Source organism: Hymenobacter cellulosilyticus (assembly GCF_022919215.1).
Lineage (GTDB): Bacteria > Bacteroidota > Bacteroidia > Cytophagales > Hymenobacteraceae > Hymenobacter > Hymenobacter cellulosilyticus.
Map to the genome: position 1 here is coordinate 37,275 of NZ_CP095048.1, position 26,318 is coordinate 63,592.

A 26,318-nucleotide genomic window follows, 5' to 3' on the forward strand; every position below is an offset into this window, starting at 1 on the left:
GGCTCTACTTCCTCGAACCGCTGCAGGAGCAATACCAGGGGGAGAAGCTGCTGCGCTCCAAGATTTCCTTAACCAGAATGGCTTGTAGCAGCCAATAGCGGGAACGGTAGATGGTTTCCGGGTTGAAAGGCGTAATGCCCAGCCGTCGCTGCAGCGGCAGCTGGGCTAATCCCAGCCACGTTACCTGCTGACGAAGAAGTGGGCGCTCCGCTCCACTCACTACGTGCATTCGCGACGGCGCCAGTGAGGTAAGGAGCGCCTCCCAGTCAAAGCTGCCCCAGATGCGAAACTGTCCGTACAGATGCTTTTCCAACCACAGATTGGTATAGGCGGCAGGAACCTGTGCCCCAAGCTCCGCCGCCTGATCACGGCGGAGCGCTACGAAGCTCTGGCCACCAGAAAATTTGATCCATGCGGGCCGGGTGGCCGGGCTCGCCAGCACATCAGCGGTGGCCAGCTCCCGCAACAGCAGCTTGCGGCCTAACGTGATGAGGTCAGGCTCCAGGACGATCACTTCCAGGTCTGGCTGGTCCTGTAGCTGCGTCAGGTGCGCCAGCAGCTGCTCCGCACTCAGGCAGATTCGCAGCCCATCCTGCCACAATGGTGTCGTCGGGGCGTGATGACACTTGCTAAAGTCCACGATTGCCTGCAGGCGGTGCCGGAAAGCCGGAGCCATATTGGCCGGCACGGTGGGAATCTGGGCTTGCCGGCAATACCGGAAGTATCGTCCCGCGATAACGCGCTCAGCCGGGTGGTCTACCAGTTGTTCCAATACCGGCTCCTGGAGCACCTGCCGATAAGGAGCTGGCGTGTTGTCTGAATCCCAGAAGCTCATGAAGGACTCGGTTCGCAACTCGTTCCATAGCTCGGTGGGAGCCAGCACGAGTGTGCGCGGGGAGGTGCTCTGCTGCAGCTGCTCCCGCAGCAACCGCTGTCGCGAGGAGGGCTGCGGCTGCGGCCGCAGGTAGTCAGCAGCTTCGCGTCGCAAATCGGCTGCGGTTAACCATGCTTCCTGCTGCTGCGTCCGCAACCGGGTCAAGGTGTCCACCACTGCCGCGCCAAACAGGGGTGATAGCTCTTCCCACTCCGCTGGGGAAAGTAACAGCACCCGTCTTATCTGGGTTAGGAAAAGCTTTAGAGCAATCTCAGCATCCGCTTGCGCCTGGTGGGCAGTGCGCAGAGCCAGCACCTGCCAGTCCACGCTTAGTGCCATCTCAACTGTGAGCGTGTCCCAAAGGAAGTCCGCTTGCAGCTCCACGTCATGCTCCGCCAGCACCGGTGCGTCAAAATCGGTTAGGTTATGTCCCACCAGCAGGTACGGAGCGCTGTCGGCTACTCGGAACCGAAGCTGCTGCACCCGCTCCTCCACGGCGGTATCCCCTGGCCCGTATGCCACGCGCCCGGCCGGCCCCAGGCAATTTCGTGGATGACTTCCCGGTCGCTCTCCAGATCAAGGCCCAAAGCGGAAAAGGTATCAAGGAGCTGCTGATCCCGGCCGGCCCGCACCCTGTCCAGCAGCAGAGGGCCGTTAGCCGGCGTTAACCACTGACTCACCGCAAGCAGCTCTTCATCCGTCAGCTGCGCCGCTACTCTATCCTGAGCCGTTGGCGGCAGGATGTTGAACTGGGCGAGTGCCGTCTCCCGCGGAAAAGCATGATGCTCCTCTTCCAACCAGACTTCCAAGTGTGCGGAGGCGGGAAGTGCTTCAAAAAGCTGTTGCTCGAGCTCCTTCGCGGCATCCGCAATGGCCATTCGGGCAATACGGCGGCGCTGACGGAAGACCTCGACCTCAGTGGTGGTGCCCGCCTGTTGCAGCCACAGCGCGACGACCTCGTTGTAAACCTCGGGGTGCATCTTGGCCAGAAGTCCTTTAAGCTTGGCCAGATCTGCGTGCAGCTGTTCACCGTCCTGCTGAGGCAGGCAGGCCAGGCAGAGCCCGGCCAAGGTATGGTGCGGCGTACTAGTCCACCACGTCACAGCGGCTTCGGACGCGGCCAGCAGGTGAGCTAGTGGAGTCGCTACGGCTAGGTGACCAGCCAGGGGCGACTGGTAGTACAGCCATAGCTGCCAGGCATAAAATGGTGTCGATCGATTGAGAACCGTTTGCACCGACTCGGCAAGTAAAGCCGGCAGATGCTGGCTGATTTCTGTCAGCGCCTGTATGGCCGGACTCCACGACTCGGTATCCGTTACCGGGCGGATGCGGCTTAGTAGTTCCAGAGCGGTTGCTGCCCGTGCTTCTTCGGGTAGTACGCGTAGCAGAGTCAGGAGGGTATCTACGTCCACGTGCTGCTGCACCCGGTGAAGCAACGCCAGACTCTGGCTGAGGGGACGTGCCCAACGAACCTCCAGGGTGCCCGGCTTCTTTCTGCTGGGGCCTTCGGCAAATAGCACCCAGTCCTTTAGCTGGGGCAAGGTTCCAAAGGCGGAAAAATGCCAGAAAAGCTTTTCACTCGCGCCTCTTTTCAGCAGAAAGCCAAAGCCCCGTTCTCCAATTACGTCGACTACCTGCCCCAGATACATCTCATCATCCCCGGGTTGCTTTGCCGCTGCATTCTTAGGTCTGGTAGCGCGATTTTGACCTCCCGCTTTGGGCTGCTGGGCGGCTTGGGCTGCCGGCGAAGGCTCCTTTTCGTCTGCAGCCGGTGTTGTACTTAACAGGCTTTGCGTCTCCGCGAGCAGTTCCAGGTTAATAGTGTGATTGTTGCGGGGAGGCTGGGGCTCTTCCGAGGTCTGCTCCGTAGTCTCCAGCGGGGCAATGTCATCTGGGTGGGGAATACCCAGTTCATTACTCAATATTGTTAGCCAAGCAGGCGGAGCCGTCCTTACGAACTTCAACTGTGCTTTTATTCCGTGCTTACCCAGAATATCTTCCAGCTGCTTGGGGCTGATCTTATAGTACTGATAGATTTTTGCAAGCTGCATAACAAGATTGACCGGGTAGAAATGCACTAAGTGCCAAAGAGAGCTAAGGTAGGTTGTTTTTGAGTCCTGTTTTAGTCAGAATGGAAAGATATAGCACAGGTATTAAGGTCCTATGTTCAACTTCGATCCCCTAGTCTGATTTTCAACACGATGGGTCTAGGTGGCGGCAGGTACACAGATAACGCGGATCAATTAGTGATTTAGCTACGCTTGCGTGGCAGGCAGGCAGGTACATCCGGAACTGGCGCAGACGCTTTGGTAACCCCGTAGGCGGAATGTAGCCAGGTTCGCAGTTGATCCTCGTCCAACTCCCGCTCCAGGGAGTGGGTCAGCTTGTTCTCGAAGCGGGCGCGTGCCAGCAGCAGCTGGTAGTAGGGATCATACCGGCCAGCCGCAAGCTGCAGGTACACGGTAATTTTTCCTTCCTGGTATTCCGAGGTAATGCTCTCCACAAAGTAGGTGTCGTGCCCGGTTATAGCCCAGAGAAAGTCAAGCTCAACATTCTCACCCACCTGTGGGACGCGGGCCAGCTGGCACCAGACCAACTGGTTCTGTCTATGACCTGGTATTATGAAGCAGTGCGTAACCTGTGGGCACTGGATGACAGCTTCCTCGGCTGCTAAAGCAGCAAGGAAGGCCTGATAAAGCAGTTCCAAGGTCGGCCGGAACCGGGTCGCCTTGAGGTGGGCGCGCTGCTGCAACAGTGCTAGGGTGGGAGGTTGATCCGGTTTCTCCCAGGCAAGCAGCAGGGCCAGCAGCGAGTCGTAGGGTTGTTCCCGCCCTTTCAGCCCTGAGAGGGCCAGCGGGGAGCGCAGCAGGTCACGCAGCAGGTCCCGGGTGGGCAGCGACTCTATCTCCCGCTGATCATAGTACTTTGGCATGGGTTACTTGCTTAAAATAACCACTCAATATCGTCCAAAGTCTTTATGATCTATCCCAGCCTGTTGCGGCCGACCTCGCAGGAGAGCTTCCCCTTGCCCAGCGGCCCGCTGGCAATCCCTAAAGCTGAGCTGGCCTTGCGCCGCTGGGCTGGAGCGCCGGTAGCCAACACGTTTGGGGGCAAGTCACTCATCGACTTTGCTGGCCGGCCCCTGTTCGCCGAGTTGTGCGTCTACGAGCTGCTCCGACTATCCGGATGGGGGGCCCGGTGGGTGGAAACGTACGGGGCCCCGGCAATGAGGCCGAACCATTTCACGGCGTGGACTGATGACCGGTTGGGGATGCAGCAGCACGATCCAATCATGGAGCCTTGGGTCATTGATACCTTGGAGCGCATAGCTGCGGCTAACTCAAGCAGCTACGCCGGCTGCTGGGATGTTGTCGGCTGGAATGGGGCAGATCTCCTGTTTGCTGAGCTCAAGCGCCGCAAGCAGGACCGGGTGCGTTCTACGCAGCACCGTTGGTTAGAAGCTGGGCTCCAAGCCGGCCTGAAGCCCGAGAACTTCCTGCTGGTAGAATGGGACTTCGCTGATTGAGAAGATTGTGCTCGTACACTCTGCTTCTGGTAGCTACCGTAGACCGGGGCTCTGCGTCGACAGGCGCTGGCGCCATACGGCAGCCAGCGCGAGAGCCATGGACTTGAATTCTTCTGGCGAAAACTCGTCGGTTTTAGCGTTGTTGCACCAGTAGCAGCAAAGCGCCATGTTATTCTTGGTGTAGCCCTGCTCAGGATCCCGGCAATCAAACTCAAAGGTGCTGCCCCGGGTACTGAGCCGTTTGGTGCGCACCAAGCCGCGCTCGATTAGCTCGCGAAAATCGCTTTCTGTGAGCTCGCAGTACTCGCAGGCCAGCTCACCGGTTTGCGAACTCACCAATTGCTTGAATTCTTCAGCGGTGATACAGTGATGCTTGTCGTGAATTGCCCGCAACTCGGCCTCCAGCGACGGGTTGTCCGCACGCCATTGCCGGATGGCGGTGTCCAGGCTCTGCACGGTTTGACCGTGAGCAAACTGTTCGCTGAGGCTGCGTGCCTGATGGGAGCGTAAGTAAGCGGCTCTTTCCTCTGCTGCCGGCTGAAAGTTACGGTATACGTCTTGGCTAATGTGCTCTATACGCCCGTCAGTGCTCCGCAGGTAGCTCGTGGTAAGGAACAGATCGAAGTGGCGCGCAAAGCTGCGCTTGCGGATAGCGCTGTATCGCGTGGAAAGAGGCTGAGCAGGCATTTATGAACGGAGCAGGGAATGGGTGCTGGCACTACTTTTTCGTGATTCTCAATCACAGAATCTGTTGCTCTTGCTCAAGTTGCAGTCGGCGCACAGCGTTTGCAGATTACGCAACTCCGTCAAACCGCCCAGCGAGTAGGGCAGCTTGTGATCGATCTGTAGTTTGGCGCCCTCAGCCGGTCCGTTACCGCACGCCACGCATTTAAAGCCATCAGCCTTCAAAATTTGGTATCGCATACCCAGCGGAATCGCCCGCTTACTCTTATTGGCCGCAACGCGTGGTGGCAGGCTCAGCAATTCATCATTCTCTTTGGCAATAGATTCATCAGAAAGCTGGAAAGAAGGAAGAATTTCCAACTGGTAGCCCTTGTTGCCCTGGTAGTGCCCTTTAAGCACGGAAACCACCAAAAAGTCGTTGAGCAGATCTTGAGCAGTGGTGTTTACCAGTTCTTTCCGGGCCGGGTCATAGATGCCGAGCAGCAGATCGTTGTTTTCGGTAACATCGTATCCAAGCCTGCGCAGCTGCTGGCAAAAGACTGCTTGCTTTTGCCGACGGTGGGCCTGGGCCAACACAGGGCTACCCTGGTACTGCTCAGCAAATCGGATCTTTTGAGTCAGGTAAATTACGCCTCCGCTCTCCTTCTCCGTGGTTAGATTCAGAGAGAACACCATTCCTTGTGTATTGCCCAGACGGGTGTAACAGAACAGGCGGTAGTGATCTGCTGAGTTTAGGTAAAGCTGCATTGAAACCTGTAACACCCTTGAAGCAGCGGAAAAGAGTACTCGTGCTTGTTGTCGAGCAAGTCAATACTTCCCTGATTGTACTGGATTCTGTCTGCAACCCCTTTAGTGCCTGGTAGCAGAAACTTGCCAATACGGAGATGCTTAGGGAGCATGGTCGCTTTCAAAAGCTGCGCAAATCCTAAGGCGTCAGCGTGTGATTCAAGAGTAGACATCAGGAGAATAGAATCATAGCGAGTGCAGTAAGGCGCCGGAATATGATTTGCGGGGCTGAGCAAGGTCCTTTCCTTCGCCACCTTGCTGGCCAGTAGCGCGGTTCGGTTTATCAACGATGTGGCTGCCGCCCATCACAGCCAGCGCTTCTACCATAAGTTATACTGTAGACCAGACCTATCCGCGACTACATTCCAGTTATTATTGCGGTCTCTGGCCGTCAGCTAAAAGTAAAACCAGACACCCAAATAGATATTACTGTTTGGCAAGAAGTGAAAGAATTTTGACGGACCTCGGTTGTTAACACTTGCATCCTGCATAAGTGAGTATAGAAAGCGCTGTGGATACTACAGACCGTGCTAACCGTAATAAGGAATGGTCTCCGGAGGAGCTAATTGCTACAGTTGAGGCATATGCCTCTGCCTATCAGCGAGAGGAGATAGGGGAAGAGGTTTCCTTGATGAGATTCTATCAAGAGTTGGCAACGCGCTTTGGACGCTCTTCGATTGAATATGCCTTTCGATTCAAGAACATATCATCTATTCTCGCCTACAAGGGACTGCCTTCGCTTACCTCTGTAAAGGGCGCTGTCAATCTCGAATCGCCGGCTATCGATATTATGACGGAGGCAATTCAGCACATGGGTCTTTTCATGCGTCACCTAGCAGCCTCGACGGAAGATCCTGTTCAACTCGAGGGTAGAGTTAGGGAGTTGATGCGTAAAGGATTGGGCCCGGAGCCACCCAAAGGATCGGACTCTCCTCTGGCCGGCTGCGCAGTCACTACACGAATTGCTCGCGATCCGATGGTTAAGGCATGGATTCTAACCATTGCCTCTGGTCGGTGCGAGTGCTGTCTAAAGTCAGCCCCTTTTCTGAAGACCGATGGAATGCCCTATCTTGAGGTGCATCACCTAAGGCGGCTGGCTGATGGGGGAAGCGACACGATCTCAAACACTGTAGCTGTGTGTCCTAACTGCCACCGCCAACTGCACTTTGGAAGCGACTCGACCAGCTTAGCAGAGCAGATGTTAGCTCGCCTTTCCCGCCTGCGGGCTGAATAGATGGCCGCTCTAACGCTATCATATGAGCAATAGGTGATTCTCCAACATGAAGGACAGAGGCTGGGGATATCCTTGGCGCTGGGAGCCCTAAAGCTGCCCAGCGCCACTCGCTATAAAAGTCTAGGCTAGGCGCATACGCCGACGCTGATTATGAGGCAGTAATTAGCTAGCCTGTGTGTCGGCTAGGCGCCTAGCCGACAGTGTACTTCTCATCGCAGATCCATTGGTAGCACTCCCTGGCCGGCGTCGGAGACTAAACGTGTCAAGATAGTGAACCACTTTGGGGAATTCATGCGAAGCTGCCGCGTCAGCAAGAGCAGCCTGCAGGCAGGCGGCAACTTCAGCGGTAGGTGAAGTTAAATCCCAAAAAGGATGAACTGCTACTACAATCATAGAGTCGCTGCGAAGCCCTTTCATAAACGAGCCATAGGTAGTCATCTCACCTCCGAACTGAAAGTCGCTGTTGAAATGGCTAAGCAAGTCTTCTGCATGATCCACCCACTCATCAAGCCCGGGCCGAGGAATTTTCCATCGGCGCCAGCCCTGTAGGAAGCATCGCTCATCAAGGTGAGCAGACTTATCGCCAGGCGCCAATCCATCAGGCTGTGGTAGGCCATGTTTCGGAAGCCTTTTAGGCAGTCGTAGCAGGCATCCAGGCATAATGGACGGTTGCCTTCTCTCAAGCGGTGCTCTGGGCTGGTGATGGAGGAGGCGTAATCTTGATTCCCCGAGGGGCGCAGTATTGACTCCAGCACTTGTGGAAGCTCCTTATAGAGCTGTCGAACAAAGCCAGAGCCATTTACCAGAGCGTCGCAGAGCATAATCTGTCCTACAAAAGCACTTGGCTCATCACCAAGGCGGACTCTTGTTATGCCCCCAACCTCGATCTCTGCTGGATCAACGTCTAGCCTGTCCGCCATCACCCGCTGTAGCATGAAGGCTGCGCTGTAGTACGCTCCCCTCAAGGCGACGGACTGATGCCGGCTTGTGTTGGTAAAGTCTAGACAGAGTCCCTTAGCAAGGGTGCGTGGGCTAAGCTGCAGGATCTCGGTCTTACGACTAGCTGCCAGCGCGATGTGCTCGCGAGTCCTGCTGGGGAACTCGAGCCTTTCGAAGCGTCCAAGCTCCGTCTCATCGTCAAGCACCCACTGGATTGACCTCCAAGAGTCAGAGTTGCTATTCTTAACAGAGTAGCGACTGCCCTGAAAAAGTCTTCCCCCTTGCCACGGTTTACCGCCCAAGTGATGGCGGAGTCGCTGAGGCTGGCTGTGGTATTCCCCAATAGTGGGTGAGTCTCGGCCTTAAGCTGCTCGGCGACAAGCGGCGGGCGCTGAAAGCCGACCAGACGGCTGTCCTCGTCCTCTCCGCCGCCGAAGCTATCTCGGAAGGCAACGGGTATCCTAATGGGGAATATATCCGGCTTTATTCCTTTCGGCGCTATAATCTCGCGACCAGTCTGCTGAGCCGCAGCTAGGTCGTGATGACAGTTGGGACATGTCGTGAGCTCGCGCAGCGGCCGCGCCCCTGGCTGCTGCTCTTGCGCCGGGGTTTGGCTCTCGGTGTATCGGCAGAGCGGACAGGAAAGCATCCAGCGCTCCAGCGTGAAGGGGAACCCGCCGGGTGCATGGGAACTCGGCGATTCTTATCAACAGGAGCGATCTGGAGCTGGGTTGCAAAGCCAATCGAGCGGTGAACATACTTGTCCTTGGTTCGAAGCGCCTCCGGTGCAAAGTCAAAGATGGCCTGCTCTAGCGGACGCTCAATGCTGGGAAGCAGAAAGGACTTGCTCTCCTCGTTGAACGTGGCCCCAAGCTGCATGCTGCGAACGCTGTTCGGCAATCCATAGCCAGGAAGAATACCCCCCTGCGCAAGCCTTTCGGCCATGTTATCGCTGGGCACTACCCCTTCGGCGATGATAAGATCGACTTCGCCGAGTAGCGAGTTGTCGCTGGTACCGTGGGCCCATGCAAGCGCCGGCTCCAAGAGTTGAGCGTGCTGGCCAGCAAGAATGAGACTGACCACTGAGCGACTCAGGTCCTTAGCGGCTTGATCGCTTGTGATCCACTCCTTGACGAAGGGGCCAAGCGTTAGCCAGTCATCGCAGCGGCCAAAAGCTCCGGCGACGTTGCTGCCTTTATCGGGCGCCACCGGGCCTAGCCGATTAAATGCATAGCGGAAGGCTTCGTGGAGCAGTGCCTTGGCTAGCACTCGCCGAATGATTCTGTTCTGCCCCGTGGCTAGAAAAGGAATGGGCGGCGAGTCACCAGTGATTCGCTCGGGACGGGCAAAATAATGCTCGTCGTGACTGCGACCGCGGCAGAAGGTTAGAGCAACAGACCATGCTTGGCCTGCGCGTCCAGCCCGGCCTACCCGCTGCTGGTAGTTGTAGCGCTGAGGCGGCATATTTGCCAGCAGCACCGCTTGGAGCGAGCCAATATCAACCCCTACCTCCAACGTCGTCGTAACGCTCAGCAGATCTATCGTGCGAACAAGCGCATCGCCATCCTTGCTTAGGATAACATTGCGGAAGTGGCGCTGGCGCTCCGCCTGATTATCCGTCTGCCCCGAAAGCTCCTCGCAGTGTAGTCGGATCTGTCTCTCAGAGCTTCGAGTGGTATTGCTTGCTAAATAGTTGTTCTCCCATAGCTTGCCACATCGCAGTTGATCCTCTATGCCCAAATTCATGGCCATGGGTTTTAGGCAGTTGGTGCAGACGGGAAGGCTTAGATCGAGGTGCGGCCGCCTACATCGCTGGCATAGCTTAATCTCGCGATCGGCATCGGCCGGCTCAATCCAAAGGCTTTTTAATACGACCCGGCCCCAGCCGTCAAGGAGACCTAGGTTTGATAGGGAGAGGAAGATAGCCTCCTCTAGGCGACTGCTATCGACTTTCAGCGTACTGCCTAAGAGCGTAATAAATTCTCTATAACGCTTAGGCATAGCCTCGTACTCAGCCACTCCGTCTGGCTCGTCGCTATACTCGTAGGGCGTATACAAGCGTAAGTCTCCGAGCTTTCGCATGGCCGCGGCCAAAAGCTCATGGAGAGCCTCAGGACTCACGCTAACGTCAGGGAAGCAGTGGCGAATAACTTCGACAAGGACCTCTCTTACCGAAGCTATCTGGTCAAATACAGTTACCTTCTGCTCCAACGGGGGCGCCACTGCCCTGCCAAGACCAGAGGACTCCAGGGAGTAGAAGATTCGGTAGAAGAGCAGCGCTCCAATATTGGCCAGCACCGAGTCCTCGACCTTTGCTAGGAAGGCTGTGTGGTTCTCATCATTCGCAAGAGGGGCTGCCAAAATCTGATACCACGGCACTGATCCATATTTGCTGGTCGAGGAAGGGGCTTTCTGCACCTTTTTTCCAACCCCTGCAGGGTTGACGCCGAGCTTCAGAGACCTGGTCAGCAGATCACCGGCTTGCAGTCTCGGACCTACGCTGGCGACACTGCTGCTAATGCCTTTAAGTTGAAGCCCCCCGTCGGAGCACGCAGCGGTGCTGGCTTCGTCTCCACTAGCGATAGCACGGAGCGTGCCTCGCGACGGCCCAGTAGAGTTACAAGCAACTCCCGCATGAGATCGCGGTGATGGCCGCGCTCAAGCTCGGCGGCGGCGCGGGCAGCCTCCTCACGACTGTCCGAGAAAACGACAAGCTTGCGCCCCATGCCCGTAGCCGGCAACTGCAGCAGCAGGTTCTTGGCGAGCACCTGGCTGATACGCCCAAAACCGGTACCAAAGTCGCGAATGCTGCTCTTGCCCCGGCGAGAAGCTCCGGCATAGTAGCGGTGATGCGACCCTGCTGTGCAGCAAGGACAGACTTGAGCCAAAGCCCGCAACTGTCGGGCCTCATCGCCAACATCAAGCATATCCTTGGCTTTATCCTTATCGCTCTCACGAACGCGAAACGTGAGGCCCGCTACCCACTCCTGAGCCTGGGACGGCTGCTCATCTGGCGCGCTCATACCAAGGCGGACGCGACCGGAGGCTCGGTGAAGCCAAGCTGGCTCCCAAGCGCCTGCAGGCTTGCCCGTTGCTCCGCTGAGAAAAGGCTGGTTGAACGGTTGCAAGCTGGCAGCTTCCTGGCCTCCTTTAGGCCAGAAGAGGCCATAGTCTGCATAGCTTCGCTGGTCCGCGCTTGGCGAGCCCGAGTCTGGCAATCCCTCCAGATCGGGACTGGTGCTGATAAGCTGGTGATGCCATTCTCCCATATCTGAGCGCACTCTCGACCCACCATGGAACACGGTGCCGCAGGTATCGCAGTACAAGACCTCCAGCAGCACCGCCCCGTCAGCTCCTCGTATGGCAGACTCGGAGCTAAGCCTGCCGAGCGGGTCTGCAAGCTCCCCGCCAGCTGTCTGGCCGGCGAAGCCTGGCTCTGCCCACATTCCTTGGATGTTGTGAAAGAAGTAGTGGAAGCGCAGTCGGGGAAGCTGTCCCCATAGGGCAGTATCCTCGTCAAGCAGCGCCCGGGCAATAAGCAGGCCGCTCATGGCTTCCCTTGACTCGCTGAGCGTGGGCGTGGACCCAAAGAGGGCATCGGCAAGGGGAGTAAATCCTTCTGGCTCGCTGCTGCCCTCGACTCTGGTCAGCGGAATAGCTCTCAGTCTCCCCTCAACGGAGCAGGCTGCTTGAAGCATCTGCCGCAGGCGCGGCATCAGCGCAGTCATCGCTGCAATCAGTGTGTCTCCCTGCTGGCTTTGCGGCCAGCCCAAGCTACACGCAAGACTGCGGGCAAGTTCCTGCCGGTGCGAGGCCGTGACATCGCGTCCCTCGGGCGTGGGCGGCAGGCTCTTGGCAAAGTTTGCGAAAGGTTCCCAAGGCAGATAGCCAGGCTCTGGCGTGCCCAGAGCCTCATGTCTTGCAGTCGAAGCACCGGCGTCACCCGAAATGGTGAGGAAGGATTTGTCACGCACCCCAAAGAAGTCACGCAAGAATTGCTCACTGCGGCTCATCCCAGCGCCCGGATTGGCTGCGCTCTCCTCAAGGGATGCACTGCTAGCCAAGATGCGCAGTTGGGGATGGTCGGGACTCAGACCTAGGCGGTGCAGAACCAGTCGCAGCAAGTAGGCTACCTCCGTGCCCGGGGTGCCGCGGTAAAGGTGGAGTTCATCGATAACAAGATGAAACACCCGCTCTCGCCGGCAGCGCTCCTGCCGCTCCGACTCGCTTAAGCTAGCAGGAAGATCAATGCCCTGGAGCCACTCCCGGGTCTTTCTGAAGATAGCTTCGTCATGGTCCCGCATCAGCATGATGCTGAGCATGGAGTAGTTTGTGATCAGGATGTCAGGCGGCGAGTCCTGCATATCGAAGCGGGTGAGCATCTCGCTACCGCCAGGCCTGGGAAAGAAGGATCTTAGCTCCTCAGCACTCATTCCCGTCTGCTTTACCCGATCCTCGTCCTTTGTGAACTCTACAATTGCCAGTGCGTCCTCGTCCAGCTTGAGAAGCTGGTGCTGAAGCTCCTTCACCCTATCGCGCTGGACAGCGCCATTGGCAACGAGTTCACCCGAAGTAGGAGTCTGGCCGGTGTAGCGACCAAAGTAGATGCGGTTGCCACCGGTATTATCTTCGTACCAGGTAGTGGACTTCTCAGAGTCTAGCGCACGCCGCAGGCGAGTCATCTGGTCCTCCACCAGCGCATTCATAGGGTAGAGCACCAAGGCGCGCACGGCTGCCGGCCGCGTCTCGTGGCCACGCTGGCGAGCCTTCTTAATAAGGCCGCTGCTGCTCTGTCCCGGGCGGACCATCTGCAGAACTTCATCTAAGCTTTTATCCCACCAGCGGCCCGCAGGGCCCGATTCTACTGGCTCCCACCCAGCAGACTCCCTGACCAGTTGCGCGAATAGGGGCAGCAGAAATGACTCAGTCTTGCCTGAGCCCGTGCCCGAGGTGATAACGCAATGCTGCTTGCCCCGCAAGCTCTCTCGGAGCATCGCTGTCTGGTGAGTATACAGCTTGTGCTTAGGATCTATCAGTCCCGCGCTGACGAGTGAGGCAAAGCGCTCGCGGGCCTTGCTGTCCACAAAGCCCGGCAGGTCTTCCTCCGTAAGCTCGGTAATCTTCCGATCGCTCTTGTACTCGGTTAGCACCTCCACCCACGGCTGCCGAAACAGGACTCGGTCGGAGCGAAGAAGGCTTTCTCGGCGGCTGTCGAGCGCGGGAGACTTTATGTTAAAGGCCGTTCGCATGTAAAGGATCAAGTCCTCTACTAGCGCATCGAAAGTACCTAGTGGGTTAAGCATGGCGTTGGCATAGTTAAATTAAGCTAGCTCGCTGTGATTGCAGCGAGGGGCGACCTGGCCGAGCATGGGCTGTAGGCAGTAAGTGAGAAGCGTGGCCGGTACCTCGCGGTAGATGTGGTATCGGCGGGGGTGCCATCAGCGACAATCACGCGTAGCTCGGGCACAGTGCCGCTGAGAAGAGTAAGCATTCTCGCGGGCAATGGGGGCAATGGGGTAGCAGCCGGTACGGCCAGCGACCGGATAGAGGGGTAATAGCGCCATACCTGGCACCTAGCCTGCTTGAGCGCTAGGTATCGGGCCCAACTCGGATTTGCCCTGTATCTTCTCCCATCCTGTATGACTAGGAAGCGAACATCAAATCGCCCCTTGATAGTGCTGTTGTGTCTGAGCTCGACTAGCCCCTGCTTGGGTAGGGGACCGCTAGGGGAGGAAGTCCAAGAGAGGTGCTGCGGGTTGAACAGGCGCTGGATATAGGCTTCATAGATGCCGCTATCTTCCCCCGCTCCATCAGCAGGCGCTCGTAGCCTGCTAGCCCTGCGCCGCCAAAGCTGGCCAGCGCGAGGGCAGTAGGCTCTTCGTTGAACACTATGCCACAGGCTGCTGCTAGCTGATGTAGACGCTCAGTGGCGCTAGGTCCGCTGGGCAATAGGGCGCTGAGGCTGCCCAGACCTTTGAGGCGCAGGCCGCCTGTTCCATTCGAAGACACAGTAGAGTAGGTCTCTAGAATAATAGCATCCGGCAGCAGGCTTCTGCCTGCATAGCTTCCTTGGGAAATGCGAGTTGCTCGTATGCTGTACTCCCCGACCTTTTCTATGATCTTGTCCAGTAGACTAGGAACCCTTGCGCCCACAAGAAGCGCTCGTACTGCAGTTTTAGTCCCACCAGGCAGCTTGATAAGCGCCGGGCGTTGAGCTTCTATATCACCGCTCGGCAGAATAGTTATGTGCCCGAGGTGCGTTAGCAGGCGTCGGCTCTCGAGCAATGCCTCAACATCGGGCACCTCATTCCCAAGGGCAGCGGAAATGGCGGTAAACGCCGCCACAAAGCGAGGCTTTGAGGTCCTGCCTCGATGGCTAAGGAAGTATAGAAGGCTGTCGTGGGTATCGGCTTGCAAGGCAAGGCCAGTAGTCCCAGCAACTGCTGTCGGCGCGTTGTCATAGAGCGCCAGTAGGGCATTTTTCAGTGGCAAGCTGTCTCGGCCAAGCACCGCGCCGCTTAGATAGCGGGATGCATCAGGACCATCCAGCCCTGCTCCCGTCTGCCAGACGCCTGCCTGCGCTTGGATGGGCTCATCGTAGGGTCCGAGGCGTTGAGCGTACTCCCCATCGCTCGGAATCGCTGGTACTATCAGTACGGTAGCGCGGGATACCGATCCTAGCGCAGTACTCACCTTGAACCAGCGACCAGGGCATACATCTATGGGAAGCCTCCAGAGGGAGTTATCGTCCTCGTGCTGGATAAGCGAAGCGGATCCACCGCCCACGTACTCAAGTCGCGGCGCGTGTCCGCCGAGCGTATCACTCTCGTGAAGCCGGAAGGAGGGTAAGAGCGCTGTAGAGCTAGAGAGAAGGTATCGACCTCCAGCTAGTGGTAGCCCCCCAGGGGCAAAACAGGCCGGGAGAGAGGGATGCTACGTGCTCTGGTAAGAAGGCCCGGCGGCGGAGAATGGAGGGATCGCACCTCATAGAGACTGTATTCGAGGGCAGACCGCGCCGTCTCAACTGGCGGAAGCTTTGGGCACCTGCCTTAGCCCACTGCTCTAGATCGTTTTGGAGATTATCCTTGCAGAGCAGAAGCAATCGCCGTTCAGTCTGCCAGTCACTTGTCTCCACCCAGTCCGGCAGACTGTATATGTCCGCCCGCTCCAGGAGGTATATCTCCTTTGGCTCGAAGGCGTAGGCGCAACTCATCTCATCCACATCAACACGCTGCGCGGTCCAGGACAGTCCCCTCACCAGCCCGGACCATATCCTGCTCTCACTCTCACACACTACCTCCCGATCGCCCGTCTCAAATACTAAGCTTGCCGGCAGCGGCTGCCGAGCCGAGTATATGCGAAGTCCCCATTCCACAGAAGCCACAGCTGGCTGATCGGCTAAGAAGAGAACAAAGGGCTCCACTTTCTCCTTGGCAGGCTGATAAGGCTGCTCGCTTGAGCGTGCAGCAACTCTTACGGGTATACCAAGCAACTCCTCTGTACGGGAGATTGTACTCTCTTTTAGGTCGCTATTCTTCTGCCATAGGCTCAACGCCGTGGGCTCAGGAAAGGGAAGCCGCGCCAGCAGGCTCTCCTGTAGCAAGCCCAGGATCTGATCGCGGGAGTACACAGGGAGCTTATGAGCATCCGCATGCTCTAGGAAGAAGTCGCGAAGCTGGCGCCGAAGGCGTGGAGGGAACAGACACTGGCCTAAGGGGAACGATACATAGGGGTAGCAGCCGTACTGTCGAGCAGTAAATACGCCCAGGCGCCCGCCCTGCGCTTGGGTAGACCAATCCGCTACGCTCTTCCAAAGCTGGGTCCAGCCTGGCAGCTTGCCTTGGAGGGTGCTTCTTAGGGCGCTTGTTGCAAAGGGGCCATCTTCAGTTGACCACAGATCATTCTCCTCCAGCCAGTGGGCCACTCGCTGGTAGTAGCTGTTGGTCGTCAGCGTCAGGTCGATTATGGAACTGCTGTAGGGGAGAATAAACGCGACTAGGTAAGGCAGGTGTAGCGGATACTGAGGCGCCAGGTTGTTGAATGCTCCACTTGCTACGTCACCAAGAGGGGATATGGAAGACTTTGCAAGCCACCGAGCACAGGACTTGCCAGCCCGGACAAGAATGTTGGCCGGGGATCGGAGCCCTCAGCTGGTCCTACTCTGAGTGCCTGTAGGAAGCTTTGCCAGCGTTCCTCTTCATTAGGAATGTTCTCTCCCTGTGCAGCAAGGAATTTTTTGCTGAAGCTTAGAAGGTCATCCCTATCTAAGTCAAGGAAAACCTCGCGTCCAGCCTTTTCCTGGTTGAAGAGGGCACCGCCGATGCACCTGCACCAAGCGCTGTAGCTCATCATTGCTGATGCTTTGGGGGGGGATCTGCTAGACCAGGGGAGTCGTCGATGGGTGGATGCACGAGGGTGAGTTAGGCTGGCAGTCCCGACATTTTATGAGTCTGCAATCTAGAGCGTGTTAATGACTTTCGAGCCTTTTCAGCATTACCGCAAAACAGCCAAGGCGTAAAGAAGCCTGCTACGGCATCTTCTCGGCCTCAACTGGACCTGCGACATAGCTTCAGCGCAATTCAGCCAGTTAGAGAAATCGCCTCAACTCGCTGGAATGGACATAACACGCTCTAAGAAATGAGTAATATAGCGTTTAACAATACTTGATTTAAGTGAAGACGAATTTCTTGAATTAAATCAAGTCTTGGAAGACGTAAATACGCCAGGCAGAGCGCTTCTCGCGGCTGATAGCCAATAAAAATTCCCTAAAAGCGCTCATCTAGATGCACTAGCCCATTAAGGAACCATGTTGTCCGATGGCCTTGGAAGCGTAGCGTACAAGCAAACTCTGCCCGCTCATGTGCATCCTGAAGCGAGTTGCCAACTACCTCAAACTCTTCTTCAATGTATGGCAGCGGGCGTAGCTCATCCGGTAGGTGCGGTCCATCCTCACCGGTCACGCGAACATGATACACTTGGTAGCCGGTCGGCAGCAGGTCAGTAGCGTATACCGCCTGCTGACCGCATCTGCGACAGCGAACAGCAATTTCAACTGTATCACCGCTTCGTGCTAGCACCTTACCGGCGGCGTGAGGCATGACCTTTTGGTCGTGCAAGCAGAAGAGTTGAACAAAGCTGGCGGGTCGAAAGCCAATACCAGTTGTAGTAGGAAGACGGGACCGTCGGGTAGTCATTGGGCACAGAATTATGGGTGATAAAGGTAGGAATTGCTAATGTTCGCTGCTCACTATAGCCAGTGCGGAGGGGGGTGCTTGACTATGATAGAGCCTGAGTTGGCTCGTGCGAATGCAGATATTCAGCCAGCCTGGAAAGCTATCGAGCGCTGGCTCCATTCAATGTCACCAACTCGTCTCCGCGTTCGCAAGGGGAGAGTTGGCTTCGGAAAGAGATTAGCTTTTCCTTGATGAGCCTTGTTCGCTTGTCTTAGTCAGAGTAGCTTTGTAATTGGGCTAGCTATACTAAATAAATTAGCGCCGTGCTAAGCCCAGGTTCCCGAACTGAAAGGCAAAGCGTGCGTGGCAATTAAATTTAGAGACCCGGATAGCGGCTACCCAATGCCCAAGTCTCTGGCCGTCACCAAGACGATGCAAGGGAACAAGGCAAAGGACTCCAAGCCTGAGCTTTTACTGCGCAAAGCTCTCTGGCAGGCAGGAGTAAGAGGGTATCGCTTACATAGGAAGGGCATACCGGGCAAGCCTGACTTGGTCTTCCCAGCCAGACGAGTAGCTATTTTCGTCCACGGCTGCTATTGGCATAGCTGTCCAATCTGCGCGATAGCACGCCCAAAGCATAATGCAGCCTACTGGAATGAAAAGCTAGCTGGCAATAGTCGGCGCGACGCTCTAAACACTGAGCGTCTTGTCGAAGATGGCTGGCGGGTACACACGGTTTGGGAATGCCAAATAAAATCCTCGCTTGGCGAGGCTGTTCAACAAATAAAAGACTTGCTAGCTTCACATAGCTAGTGAATAAGATGCTGAAATTCATTGATTTGTTTGCTGGTTTAGGCGGGTTCCATGTTGGGTTGAAGCAACTTGATATGGAATGCGTCTTTGCTTCGGAGCTAAACAAAGAGCTGCGCGAGCTCTACCATGTAAACCACGAGCTTGCCGAGGACATGATACGAGGCGACATCAGAGAGGTGAGCGAGCACGATATTCCTGCTCACTCGCTGCTCTGTGCAGGCTTCCCTTGCCAGCCATTCTCCAAAGCTGGAGCACAGGAGGGGCTAAGCGACGAAGTGCGGGGTAACCTGTTCTATCAGATTATGCGCATCATCAATCATCACAAGCCTCGGTATGTGATGCTGGAGAATGTTGCTAACCTGCTTAAGCATGACAAGAATAATACCTGGGCCGTCATCAAAAGGACGCTTCAGGAGGCAGGATACCAGGTAGACCATCGTATTCTCTCGCCTCACCAATTCGGTGTGCCGCAGCTGCGGCAGCGAATGTTCATTGTAGCAGCCAGAAAGGATGAAGGCGGACTGGAGCATTTTGTTTGGCCCGAGCCTGAGAGCCACGCGCACATGACTGTGCGAAGCATCATTGAGGCTGAGCCCGATGAGGCCGACGTTCGCAGTTTCACGGAGAGAGAGTTGAACGCAGTAGCCGTCTGGCAGCGGTTTTTGGACTGCTTGCCCGAGAGTGCGGTCATTCCCTCGTTCCCTATCTGGGCCACTGAGTACAAGGCGACATATCCTTTCGAAACTGAGGTGCCAGGCATGCTCAGAAAGTCAAAGCTCGCACCTTACAAGGGAGTATTCGGACGAAGTCTCGCTGACCAGCCTAGTCGTGAGCAGTTGGAGCACATTCCTACCTATGCGCGTGGCAAAAAGCTCTTTCCTGTCTGGAAGCAGCAGTTCATCCGCGATAACCGTGCTTTCTTCAAGAAGTATGAGAGTGAGCTCGAAGACGTGATGAAGGAGATTCAGGAGCTTCCGTTCAGCTGGCAGAAGTTCGAGTGGAACTGTAAAGGGGAGCCGCGGGACCTCAAGAGATTGATTTTCCAGTTCCGACCTTCTGGCATTCGCGTTAAGCGAGCCAACTTCTTCCCGGCTCTGGTCGCCTCTACCCTTACGCAAGTACCTGCTATTGGCTGGCTAGACCGGTACATCACCCCAATGAAGGGATTAGATTGCAGTCGCTTGGCACTATATCGCTTCCTGCAAATAAAACGGCAGCCTTTAGGGCGCTTGGCAACGCCGTAAACGCCGAGGTTGTGAAGCGAATCGCCGCCCGCCTTGTGCAGTTGCCCGACCCAATCAAGAAATATCAGCCTGCACAGCAGCGCTTGTCCCTAAACTCTACCTTGCCGAGCAACTTAGTCACTATATGAGCAACACCGTTGGTATCACCCCTGGCGTAGGAATCATTGGCATATTTCAATTCGTCAAGTACAAGTCTTGGTTTGCTCTTGCTGAGTATGTTGACAACGCGATTGACAGCTACCTGAAGAATCGAGAGGCGCTCGATAAAACGCAAGAGGGATATCGACTATTGATTGATATTGATATCAACGTAGAGGAGAACTACATCCGCATTACTGATAATGCGGCCGGTATAAGCGGGGATGATTTGGAGCGTGCGCTACGTATGGCTGTTCGTCCTCCTGTCCGTACAGGGCTTTCCGAGTTTGGTATGGGCATGAAGGCCGCTAGCTGCTGGTTCTCCCCAAAGTGGTATATAGAGACTCAGGCGCTTGGTGAGGATGTAAGACGCAAGGTCATCTTTGACGTAAATCAAATCGTAGAGAATGAAACGAGTGAACTGGATACGAATCCGGTTCCTTCTCCTCTGGGAGCGCACTTTACGAACATACACCTAGGGGAGGTATTCAGCATGCCGACTCAAAGCGCTATCGCTAAGATTCGGGAGCATCTGACAAGTATCTACCGCGACTTCATCCGCGAGGATAAGTTCATGAGTAGAGTTGTCATTACTGTCAATGCTAAGCCGCTTAAGTATAAAGCGCCATCCGTGCTTGTCATGCATCCTTATGCAGATAAGTCCGCTGAGCCTATAGAGTGGCGAAAAGAGTTAGATTTTACTTGTGCTGGCGGGCAGCGGGTCACAGGATTTGCCGCTATATACCCTACTGCGAAAACCAAGGAGGCAGGATTTGCCCTGCTCCGGCGCGGGCGTGTGGTGGAGGGTAGCTTTGACGAGCCGTACCGGCCAACCAAGATTTTCGGTACGCCAGGCAGCTTCTACAGCCAGCGTATCTACGGTGAGCTACACCTTGACGATTTTGCTGCCAGCTTCACCAAGGATGGTGTTAAGTGGGAAGATGCTGAGGAGGACTTTCTGGTGCGTCTAAAAGCCGCTATGAAGGGCCCAGGAATCGACTTGCTGAAGCAGGCGAACGGGATGCGCATGAAAGAGTCATCGGCAGGCGGCTCAGGCAATGGCCAGAACGGCAGCGCAGGCGGCGGGAAAGGCGGAACTCAGCCAAGCGGCAATGGTAGCCCTGGCAATGGCGGAGCAAGCGGAGGTAATGGAGGCTCGCCAGAGCCAGGCGGCCAAGACGGCGGCACAAGTGGCAATGCCGGCTCCAACACTCAAGGAGCTGGCGGCGGAAGCAGCGGGGGGCAGGCGTCACCCGGGGCATTGCACCAGAGCCTGTCCCGCCCAAGCCAGTCGAGGTTCGGACACTCAATGCTGCTATAGATGGCATTGGCTGGCGCGTATACGTCGAGCTAAGCCCTAATCCTGCCCATACTGATTGGATGTCAATCAGCAAGTCCTGCATTCCAGCCACTGCTCAAGCCGCAGCAAACGAGCGTCAGCTTGGAGTTCGAGTCTCTTTGAATCATCCTTTCACGACGAAATACTGCGCAGACGGTCCTAGCCAGCTTGAGCCGCTGATACGCTTAGGGGCCGCTTTCGCACTAGCTAAGACTATTGCGCAGGAGGGCGGTGTACCCCATTCCAGCGTTCTAATGGACTATGTAAATGAGTTGCTGCTAAAGCTCTAATCCCGTTCTCTCAGGCCTGGCTATGAGTACAATATCTACTTCCGCTAAATGGGCTGTCAAGACTGACGGCAAGCAAGTTGAGAGCTTAAAGGCCCAACTGGGGCTTCCTGCTGCTGCAACGAACAAGCTGATAGCAGAGACGAGTGATATCCTGGGTCTTTGCGGCTCTCCTAATGTCTCTGTGAGCGCAGAGACAGGCTTGGCGCTGGGATATGTGCAAAGCGGTAAGACGATGTCGTTTACCTCGCTCATCGCGATGGCACGTGACAACGGCTATCAAGTTATTATCGTGCTCGCAGGCACTCAGAAGGTGCTGATTCGTCAGTCGGTTGAGCGTCTCACAAAGGACCTGCAGCTTGGTGGCGCAAACTCGCTTGACTGGCGAATTATGTCTGACCCTACTATCTCGCTAGAGGGACTACAGGCAACGCTTAACGAGTACAAGAGCGGCAGCAAGTCGAAGCTGCGGAAGAGGACGGCCATCATCGCCGTTATGAAGAACAAGACGCGACTCGGAAATCTGATTGATATCATTGAGAAGCTCAGCGAGGACTTTAAGGGAGTGCCCACGCTGATTGTTGATGACGAAGCAGACCAGGCGGGAATGAATACCGAGGCTAAGGCCAACCGCAAGCGCGTCGCAGCTGGGCTGCCGGAAAAGCTAAGTCCAGTCTATACGCAACTGCTGCGCCTCAAGAATGCCTTGCCGCACCACACCTATGTGCAGTACACAGCAACGCCACAGGCACTGCTGTTTATTCGGCGCAAGGATGATATGTCTCCAAACTTCATCAAGCTCCTGACGCCTGGTGACGGCTATACTGGCGGCAATGTATTCTTCTCAAAGCCGCTCTTCAAGAAGCTGGTTAAGGAGATACCAGACAATGAGGTGCACTCGCCTAATCAGCATCTCGTCTCTGCGCCCAGCACCCTGCAAGCAGCCCTCCGCGTGTTCTTTCTTGGCGTTGCTGAGCACTTGATAACGGGCTCAAGCCTGCGTAATCGCTCCATGATGGTCCATCCATCTCAACTCACGGACATACACAGGCAGTACTTCAAGTGGGTGACCACCCTAAAAGGACTTTGGGTACGCACGCTGAAGATGGCAGAGGAGGAGATAGACCGACAGCAGCTAGTAGCTCAATTCAAGGCTACCTACGATGAGCTTTACGCGCTCAATCCGGCAATGGACCCCTTCGAGGACTACCTAGATGCGCTGGTGGACTCGATCTCAGCTACCCAGGTCAACCAGCTCAACGGAGCACCAGGCTCAGTGCCGCAGATTGACTGGGTCAACCACGAGTTCTTTATCCTCGTGGGTGGGCAGGCCATGTCTCGCGGATTTACTGTTGAGGGGCTGACCGTAACCTATATGCCGCGCGGCTTAGGGATTGGTACTGCCGACACGATGCAGCAGTGGGCTCGCTTCTTCGGCTATAAGAAAAAGTACCTGCACCTATGCCGAATCTACCTTGTCGAAGATGTGATTAAAGCCTTTCAAGGCTACGTGGAGCACGAGAAAGACCTGCACGACCGATTGGCCGCATTTGATGCTGACCGCACTCTTAACGCCTTTCAGCGTCGTGTAAAGCTGCCTTCCTCGCTCAAGTACCTGACCCGGAACTCTGTTCTAAGCGACGACGTGGAGCACTACAGCTTCGGGGCGCTTGGATAACCACGGAAACAGTGCAGGGAAGCCCAGCCGAGATTAATACCAACCGGGCTGCGATTGAAGCGTTTGTTGCCAATCCGAGCTTCAAGTGGCATCCAGACAAGGGGAGCAGCGAGCGTACGCCGGCTCAGATTCATCTTACCACGGAAGTACAGTTGACAGATATTATCAAGCTGCTGCGCAGCTATGTGTATCTGGGTACAAGCGATACCGACAATTTGGGCTACGTCTACCTGTCCACCGATGATGCTGACGCCTTTGATATGCTGGCGGATAATCTAGAGGCCTACAGCAAGGCAAACCCTGCTGCGACGGGCGTGGCCTATCAGATGTCACCAGTACCGAGGGAGCGTACCGCATCAAACGGAAAGCTTAAGCAGGGGCCATTGTTCCAGGGCCGCAACCCATCAAAGGAGGAGGGCAAGGCCATCTATCCAGGCGATACCGAGATAAAGGACAAGGGTCGCTTCTCCATCCAGATTCATCGCCTCAGGATAAAGGCCACCAAGACTGCGCCCGCCTACGACTCGTTTGTGCTAGCAGTCTGGGTTCCTTCTGAAGCAGCAAGCGAGATGGTGAAGCTAGAGAACGAGTAGCATGACTTCAAGCCCACGCCCGTCCACCTCGCGCTTGGCCTCAGAGCAGCTAGCAGAGGGCCAGCCCTACACCCGCGCAGAGCTACGGCAGCTATTTGATACTGCTGATGCCACTATCGAGACAGGCGTGTTTCGCCCTAGCGGCTATGACTCAGTTTGGCTATTCATAACCCGAGAGTCAGCTTCCGACCCACAGTTTCAAAGCCGACTCATAGACGCAAATACGCTGCTTTGGTCAGGGCAGCTTAGCCGTCACAATCAACTGGTGATTACTCACGAGTCCCGAGGCTTGGAGCTACTGGTATTCTATCGCGAGAGTCTGACACAGTTTGCTGGCGCTGGATTTAGCTACTTGGGCCGCTTCGAATACCAAAGTCACAGCGGTACCAGCCCTGCGCTTTTCACGCTTGCCCGCAGCGGCTTTATGCCGAGCATAGAACAAATACAAGCGCAAGAAGATGAGCAAGGCGGCTTTAACCCAGCGACTGTTCGTGACGGCCGCGAGTGGGTGCTATCCACTATTGTGCGTCGCAGAGGGCAGGCTGCGTTTCGCGCTAGCCTTCTAGCTGCCTACGCTAGCACCTGCCCAGTCACCGGCTGTAAGGTCGAGCCGCTGCTTGAGGCTGCGCACATCATCCCGTATCTAGGTGCCACAACCAACCACATTCAAAATGGCCTGCCATTACGCGCCGATATTCACACGCTATTTGACTTACAGCTGCTAGCTATAGACCCAGAGACGCTAGCTGTTCTTCTGGCACCTGCGCTGCTAGGGTCTGAGTACGGTGTGCTTGCTGGTCGCCCGATTGACCTTCCTATGGACGCCATGCACCATCCTAGCCGGGAGGCCTTGCGCACGCATCGGATTCGTTGCTCGTTCTAGCAAGCATGATACCCGCGGCTAGGCATGGACTCGGGCACGGGCTCTGCGGGGATGCTTGCGAATGATTAGCTTCAGGCGGCCTATTACAGTTTTTACGTTTGCGTAGTGGGCCTTTACGTTGCTGTATCCAGTCGTCTGGTCTCCTCCGTGAGCAATCGAGTTTCGTAGTCTCAGAATGGAGTCTAGGGATGCTATCTCCGCATCAGTAGCATTGCGCGTGTACTCGTCCTGCCAGTCTATGCTGAAAGACTCCAGTAGCTTTGCAAGCTTGATATGGTTCAAGTTAGTGACGCTAGACAGCTTGGTTGTTACATACTTGTTGATTTCCTGCTGTGATGCTCCGTCCATAAAATCACCCACAAGCTGCTTAACTACTCTCTCAATCAGGCCTGCGATTCTAATGCATAGGTAATCGGCAAGTCTAGCTTTGGCCTCCCCCTCGGGCAGTGCGTCTACGACAAGAAATAGACTATCAAGCTTCCTTTCGAGCCGCTCAATTACTAGACTCATAGCAGGGTTGGAGAGTATATATCTTGAGCGAAATAATGAGTTGCAGCTTGCATCCTTGCCTCGACGGAAGCCTTATGGGCGGTTCCTGTGCGCACTGCATTTAAGTATGCCTCATCTAACAAGAGAGCATTGTAGGCCTCTCGAACTTGACCAGGATTCAATCGGTCAGACTGTAGCCTGAGCGCAAGCCCGACCATCGCGGAGTCGAAGACGGCTGCGTTGATTCCGCCTCCTAGCCTGAATGCGCGCCGGCCGAGCGCGTCGTTCACAAGCGTAAGGGTAGGCAACAGCAGCGCATTAATCTGCTCTTGCGAGTGTATCTCAAAATTTCTGTTGGAGGACATGAAGTCATTCAGAAATCTTGACATTGGCACTTCATAGGATGCAAGCCCGAAGTAAAATGCTAAGAAGCGGAGAATGAGTTCCTGGCTCTTGAATCGGTCGTTTGTGAATCCGAAGATGTTGGTCCAGACCTCATGAGTTACTACTTGATTGAGGTAGTCATTGAACGCTCCGTAGTACAGGCTTGAGCGAATCTCCTGACCAGTCAGCTTTGCGCCACCTGTGTTTAGTCGCTCGAAGAGAAGATATATGCCTTCTCTATCCTCGACGGGATTATCTGGCTTGACAATCGTAGCGTGAATAATCTGATTGTCGAGCGTTGACTTGTCATCGTAGGACAGCGCCGCGTACGTTTTGCCTTCTAAGTCTGACGCAACCCCGCGTAGGCTGAACTTCTCGCCTCGAAGCACGCCAGAATAGAAATAGAATAGGCTTAAGAGCCGCTGCTGACCATCTACGATGAGCAGCTTGCCTGATGTGTCATGGGCAAGGAAGACGCCAGGCACAGGGAACCCGAGCAGCAGCGACTCAATGAATCGGGAGCTTTCCTCCCGGCTCCAGACAAACTGGCGCTGAAAGTCTGGTACATAGATAATCTTGGCCACTATCTGCTGTACAACAGACTGCACGGAATAGTCTGCTCCATAGCTTGTCAAGGAATATCTGCGTGAGCCTATATCATCCTCCAGCAGGTCAATGTAGTTTTTCTGGTCAGTTGACTCGTAGTTATACTCTCCCTTATGAATGGCTTCGTAGTGCTTCAGATACGTTACTGAGCGCTCTTTGCCGAAAACGATGACTATCTCACCAGTCTCTTTCGGATATGTTGCTATCCCCTGTATCACTGCATCGTGAAGGGGCTGCTCTCTTATCTGCAGTGATACAGAGTTACCCAGCCGAGTTGTATGCTTGGAGTAGTCCCACGCGATAAACAACTCCAACTGGCTCCAATAGCCGAGAATCAGCGTAGTTTCGCCCGGCTTTGATTCAAATCCGTCCACCCCAGATGTCTGGATGCGATACTCATCTGCAGGGCGATTTGTACCCCCACGGGATAGGTTCCAGATATATATTCGGTAAGTGCTATCTAATCCTGGGGCGCGTACATGTATGACTGCTGGGTGCTCACCTCGTGGAGTTCTATACTCAACGACAGCGCCTTCACTTTGAATAGTATTAACAAAAATTTCAACCAGTTTCGGCTTTGAGAGCTTCGCCATTGAGCGCAGTAGCTATAATTAAAGAGGTTTTGTTGCGAAGCTAGCGGTTTGGAGG

The 26,318-nt window shown here is 55.5% G+C and carries 20 protein-coding genes; 9 read left to right on the forward strand and 11 right to left on the reverse strand.

Translation table 11 applies throughout. The features are described 5' to 3' along the window. Positions 1 to 4: 4 nt before the first annotated feature. The 3 genes from MUN79_RS29380 to MUN79_RS29390 form a co-directional block, all read right to left on the reverse strand. Positions 5 to 1,369 (reverse strand): TroA family protein, encoded by a 1,365-nt coding sequence (locus tag MUN79_RS29380; RefSeq protein WP_244678635.1) that lies wholly within the window; start codon positions 1,367 to 1,369, stop codon positions 5 to 7. Then, on the reverse strand, positions 1,333 to 2,925 hold the full coding sequence (locus MUN79_RS29385) for a hypothetical protein (protein ID WP_244678636.1): 1,593 nt from the start codon (positions 2,923 to 2,925) through the stop codon (positions 1,333 to 1,335). Before MUN79_RS29385 ends, MUN79_RS29380 begins: the two co-directional genes overlap by 37 nt. A 200-nt stretch (positions 2,926 to 3,125) precedes the next feature. Then, entirely contained in the window at positions 3,126 to 3,806 is a 681-nt protein-coding gene (locus MUN79_RS29390; RefSeq protein WP_244678637.1) for a hypothetical protein, read from the reverse strand. A 339-nt stretch (positions 3,807 to 4,145) separates the two neighbouring features. Between MUN79_RS29390 and MUN79_RS29395 the strand changes: the two genes are divergently transcribed. After that, a complete protein-coding gene (locus MUN79_RS29395) occupies positions 4,146 to 4,400 on the forward strand; it encodes a hypothetical protein (RefSeq protein ID WP_244678638.1) in 255 nt (84 codons plus the stop codon). Positions 4,401 to 4,433: 33 nt separating this feature from the next. Here the strand turns inward: MUN79_RS29395 and MUN79_RS29400 are convergent, their stop codons facing one another. Both MUN79_RS29400 and MUN79_RS29405 read right to left on the reverse strand, forming a co-directional pair. Beyond that, positions 4,434 to 5,087 carry a hypothetical protein gene (locus MUN79_RS29400; protein ID WP_244678639.1) on the reverse strand — a complete coding sequence of 218 codons (654 nt, stop codon included), beginning with the start codon at positions 5,085 to 5,087 and terminating at the stop codon, positions 4,434 to 4,436. Positions 5,088 to 5,135: 48 nt separating this feature from the next. Continuing rightward, on the reverse strand, positions 5,136 to 5,831 hold the full coding sequence (locus tag MUN79_RS29405; RefSeq protein ID WP_244678640.1) for an HNH endonuclease: 696 nt from the start codon (positions 5,829 to 5,831) through the stop codon (positions 5,136 to 5,138). A 1,015-nt stretch (positions 5,832 to 6,846) separates the two neighbouring features. Here MUN79_RS29405 and MUN79_RS32210 point away from each other — a divergent pair. Next, entirely contained in the window at positions 6,847 to 7,104 is a 258-nt protein-coding gene (locus MUN79_RS32210) for an HNH endonuclease (RefSeq protein ID WP_375378291.1), read from the forward strand. Between the two features lie 434 nt (positions 7,105 to 7,538). Here the strand turns inward: MUN79_RS32210 and MUN79_RS29410 are convergent, their stop codons facing one another. After that, on the reverse strand, positions 7,539 to 8,039 hold the full coding sequence (locus tag MUN79_RS29410; RefSeq protein WP_244678641.1) for an MrfA Zn-binding domain-containing protein: 501 nt from the start codon (positions 8,037 to 8,039) through the stop codon (positions 7,539 to 7,541). Positions 8,040 to 8,392: 353 nt separating this feature from the next. On the opposite strand from MUN79_RS29410, the gene MUN79_RS29415 reads away from it, so the two are divergent. Then, complete coding sequence (locus tag MUN79_RS29415) at positions 8,393 to 8,578, forward strand: hypothetical protein (protein ID WP_244678642.1); 186 nt, start codon at positions 8,393 to 8,395, stop codon at positions 8,576 to 8,578. On the opposite strand, the gene MUN79_RS29420 is transcribed toward MUN79_RS29415, so the two are convergent. From MUN79_RS29420 to MUN79_RS29430, 3 genes are all read right to left on the reverse strand, one after another. Beyond that, positions 8,575 to 10,461: a helicase-related protein gene (locus MUN79_RS29420; protein WP_244678643.1), complete on the reverse strand. Its 1,887-nt coding sequence runs from the start codon at positions 10,459 to 10,461 to the stop codon at positions 8,575 to 8,577. The two genes, MUN79_RS29415 and MUN79_RS29420, sit on opposite strands and share 4 nt — an antisense overlap. Positions 10,462 to 10,538: 77 nt before the next feature. Then, on the reverse strand, positions 10,539 to 13,346 hold the full coding sequence (locus tag MUN79_RS29425; protein WP_244678644.1) for a DEAD/DEAH box helicase: 2,808 nt from the start codon (positions 13,344 to 13,346) through the stop codon (positions 10,539 to 10,541). A 1,559-nt stretch (positions 13,347 to 14,905) separates the two neighbouring features. Beyond that, the gene (locus MUN79_RS29430; protein WP_244678645.1) at positions 14,906 to 15,673 is read right to left on the reverse strand and encodes a hypothetical protein; all 768 of its coding nucleotides are present in this window, start codon (positions 15,671 to 15,673) and stop codon (positions 14,906 to 14,908) included. Positions 15,674 to 17,648: 1,975 nt separating this feature from the next. On the opposite strand from MUN79_RS29430, the gene MUN79_RS32215 reads away from it, so the two are divergent. The 6 genes from MUN79_RS32215 (at position 17,649) to MUN79_RS29455 (ending at position 24,191) form a co-directional block, all read left to right on the forward strand. After that, positions 17,649 to 18,029 carry a very short patch repair endonuclease gene (locus tag MUN79_RS32215; RefSeq protein WP_375378292.1) on the forward strand — a complete coding sequence of 127 codons (381 nt, stop codon included), beginning with the start codon at positions 17,649 to 17,651 and terminating at the stop codon, positions 18,027 to 18,029. 8 nt (positions 18,030 to 18,037) lie between these two features. Then, complete coding sequence (locus tag MUN79_RS29435) at positions 18,038 to 19,273, forward strand: DNA cytosine methyltransferase (RefSeq protein WP_244678646.1); 1,236 nt, start codon at positions 18,038 to 18,040, stop codon at positions 19,271 to 19,273. Between the two features lie 124 nt (positions 19,274 to 19,397). Next, the gene (locus MUN79_RS29440; protein WP_244678647.1) at positions 19,398 to 20,732 is read left to right on the forward strand and encodes an ATP-binding protein; all 1,335 of its coding nucleotides are present in this window, start codon (positions 19,398 to 19,400) and stop codon (positions 20,730 to 20,732) included. A 330-nt stretch (positions 20,733 to 21,062) separates the two neighbouring features. Beyond that, positions 21,063 to 22,715, forward strand: coding sequence for a Z1 domain-containing protein (locus MUN79_RS29445; protein WP_244678648.1), 1,653 nt, complete (start codon positions 21,063 to 21,065; stop codon positions 22,713 to 22,715). An 11-nt stretch (positions 22,716 to 22,726) separates the two neighbouring features. Next, positions 22,727 to 23,308 (forward strand): hypothetical protein, encoded by a 582-nt coding sequence (locus MUN79_RS29450; protein ID WP_244678541.1) that lies wholly within the window; start codon positions 22,727 to 22,729, stop codon positions 23,306 to 23,308. 289 nt (positions 23,309 to 23,597) lie between these two features. After that, the gene (locus MUN79_RS29455; RefSeq protein ID WP_244678542.1) at positions 23,598 to 24,191 is read left to right on the forward strand and encodes an HNH endonuclease; all 594 of its coding nucleotides are present in this window, start codon (positions 23,598 to 23,600) and stop codon (positions 24,189 to 24,191) included. Between the two features lie 18 nt (positions 24,192 to 24,209). Here MUN79_RS29455 and MUN79_RS29460 read toward each other — a convergent pair whose 3' ends face one another. Together MUN79_RS29460 and MUN79_RS29465 are read right to left on the reverse strand one after the other, a co-directional pair. Next, positions 24,210 to 24,701, reverse strand: a complete 492-nt coding sequence (locus MUN79_RS29460) for a HEPN domain-containing protein (RefSeq protein ID WP_244678543.1) — start codon at positions 24,699 to 24,701, stop codon at positions 24,210 to 24,212. Then, the gene (locus tag MUN79_RS29465) at positions 24,698 to 26,263 is read right to left on the reverse strand and encodes a GmrSD restriction endonuclease domain-containing protein (protein ID WP_311136816.1); all 1,566 of its coding nucleotides are present in this window, start codon (positions 26,261 to 26,263) and stop codon (positions 24,698 to 24,700) included. The genes MUN79_RS29460 and MUN79_RS29465 overlap by 4 nt, the downstream gene beginning before the upstream one ends. Positions 26,264 to 26,318 lie beyond the last annotated feature (55 nt).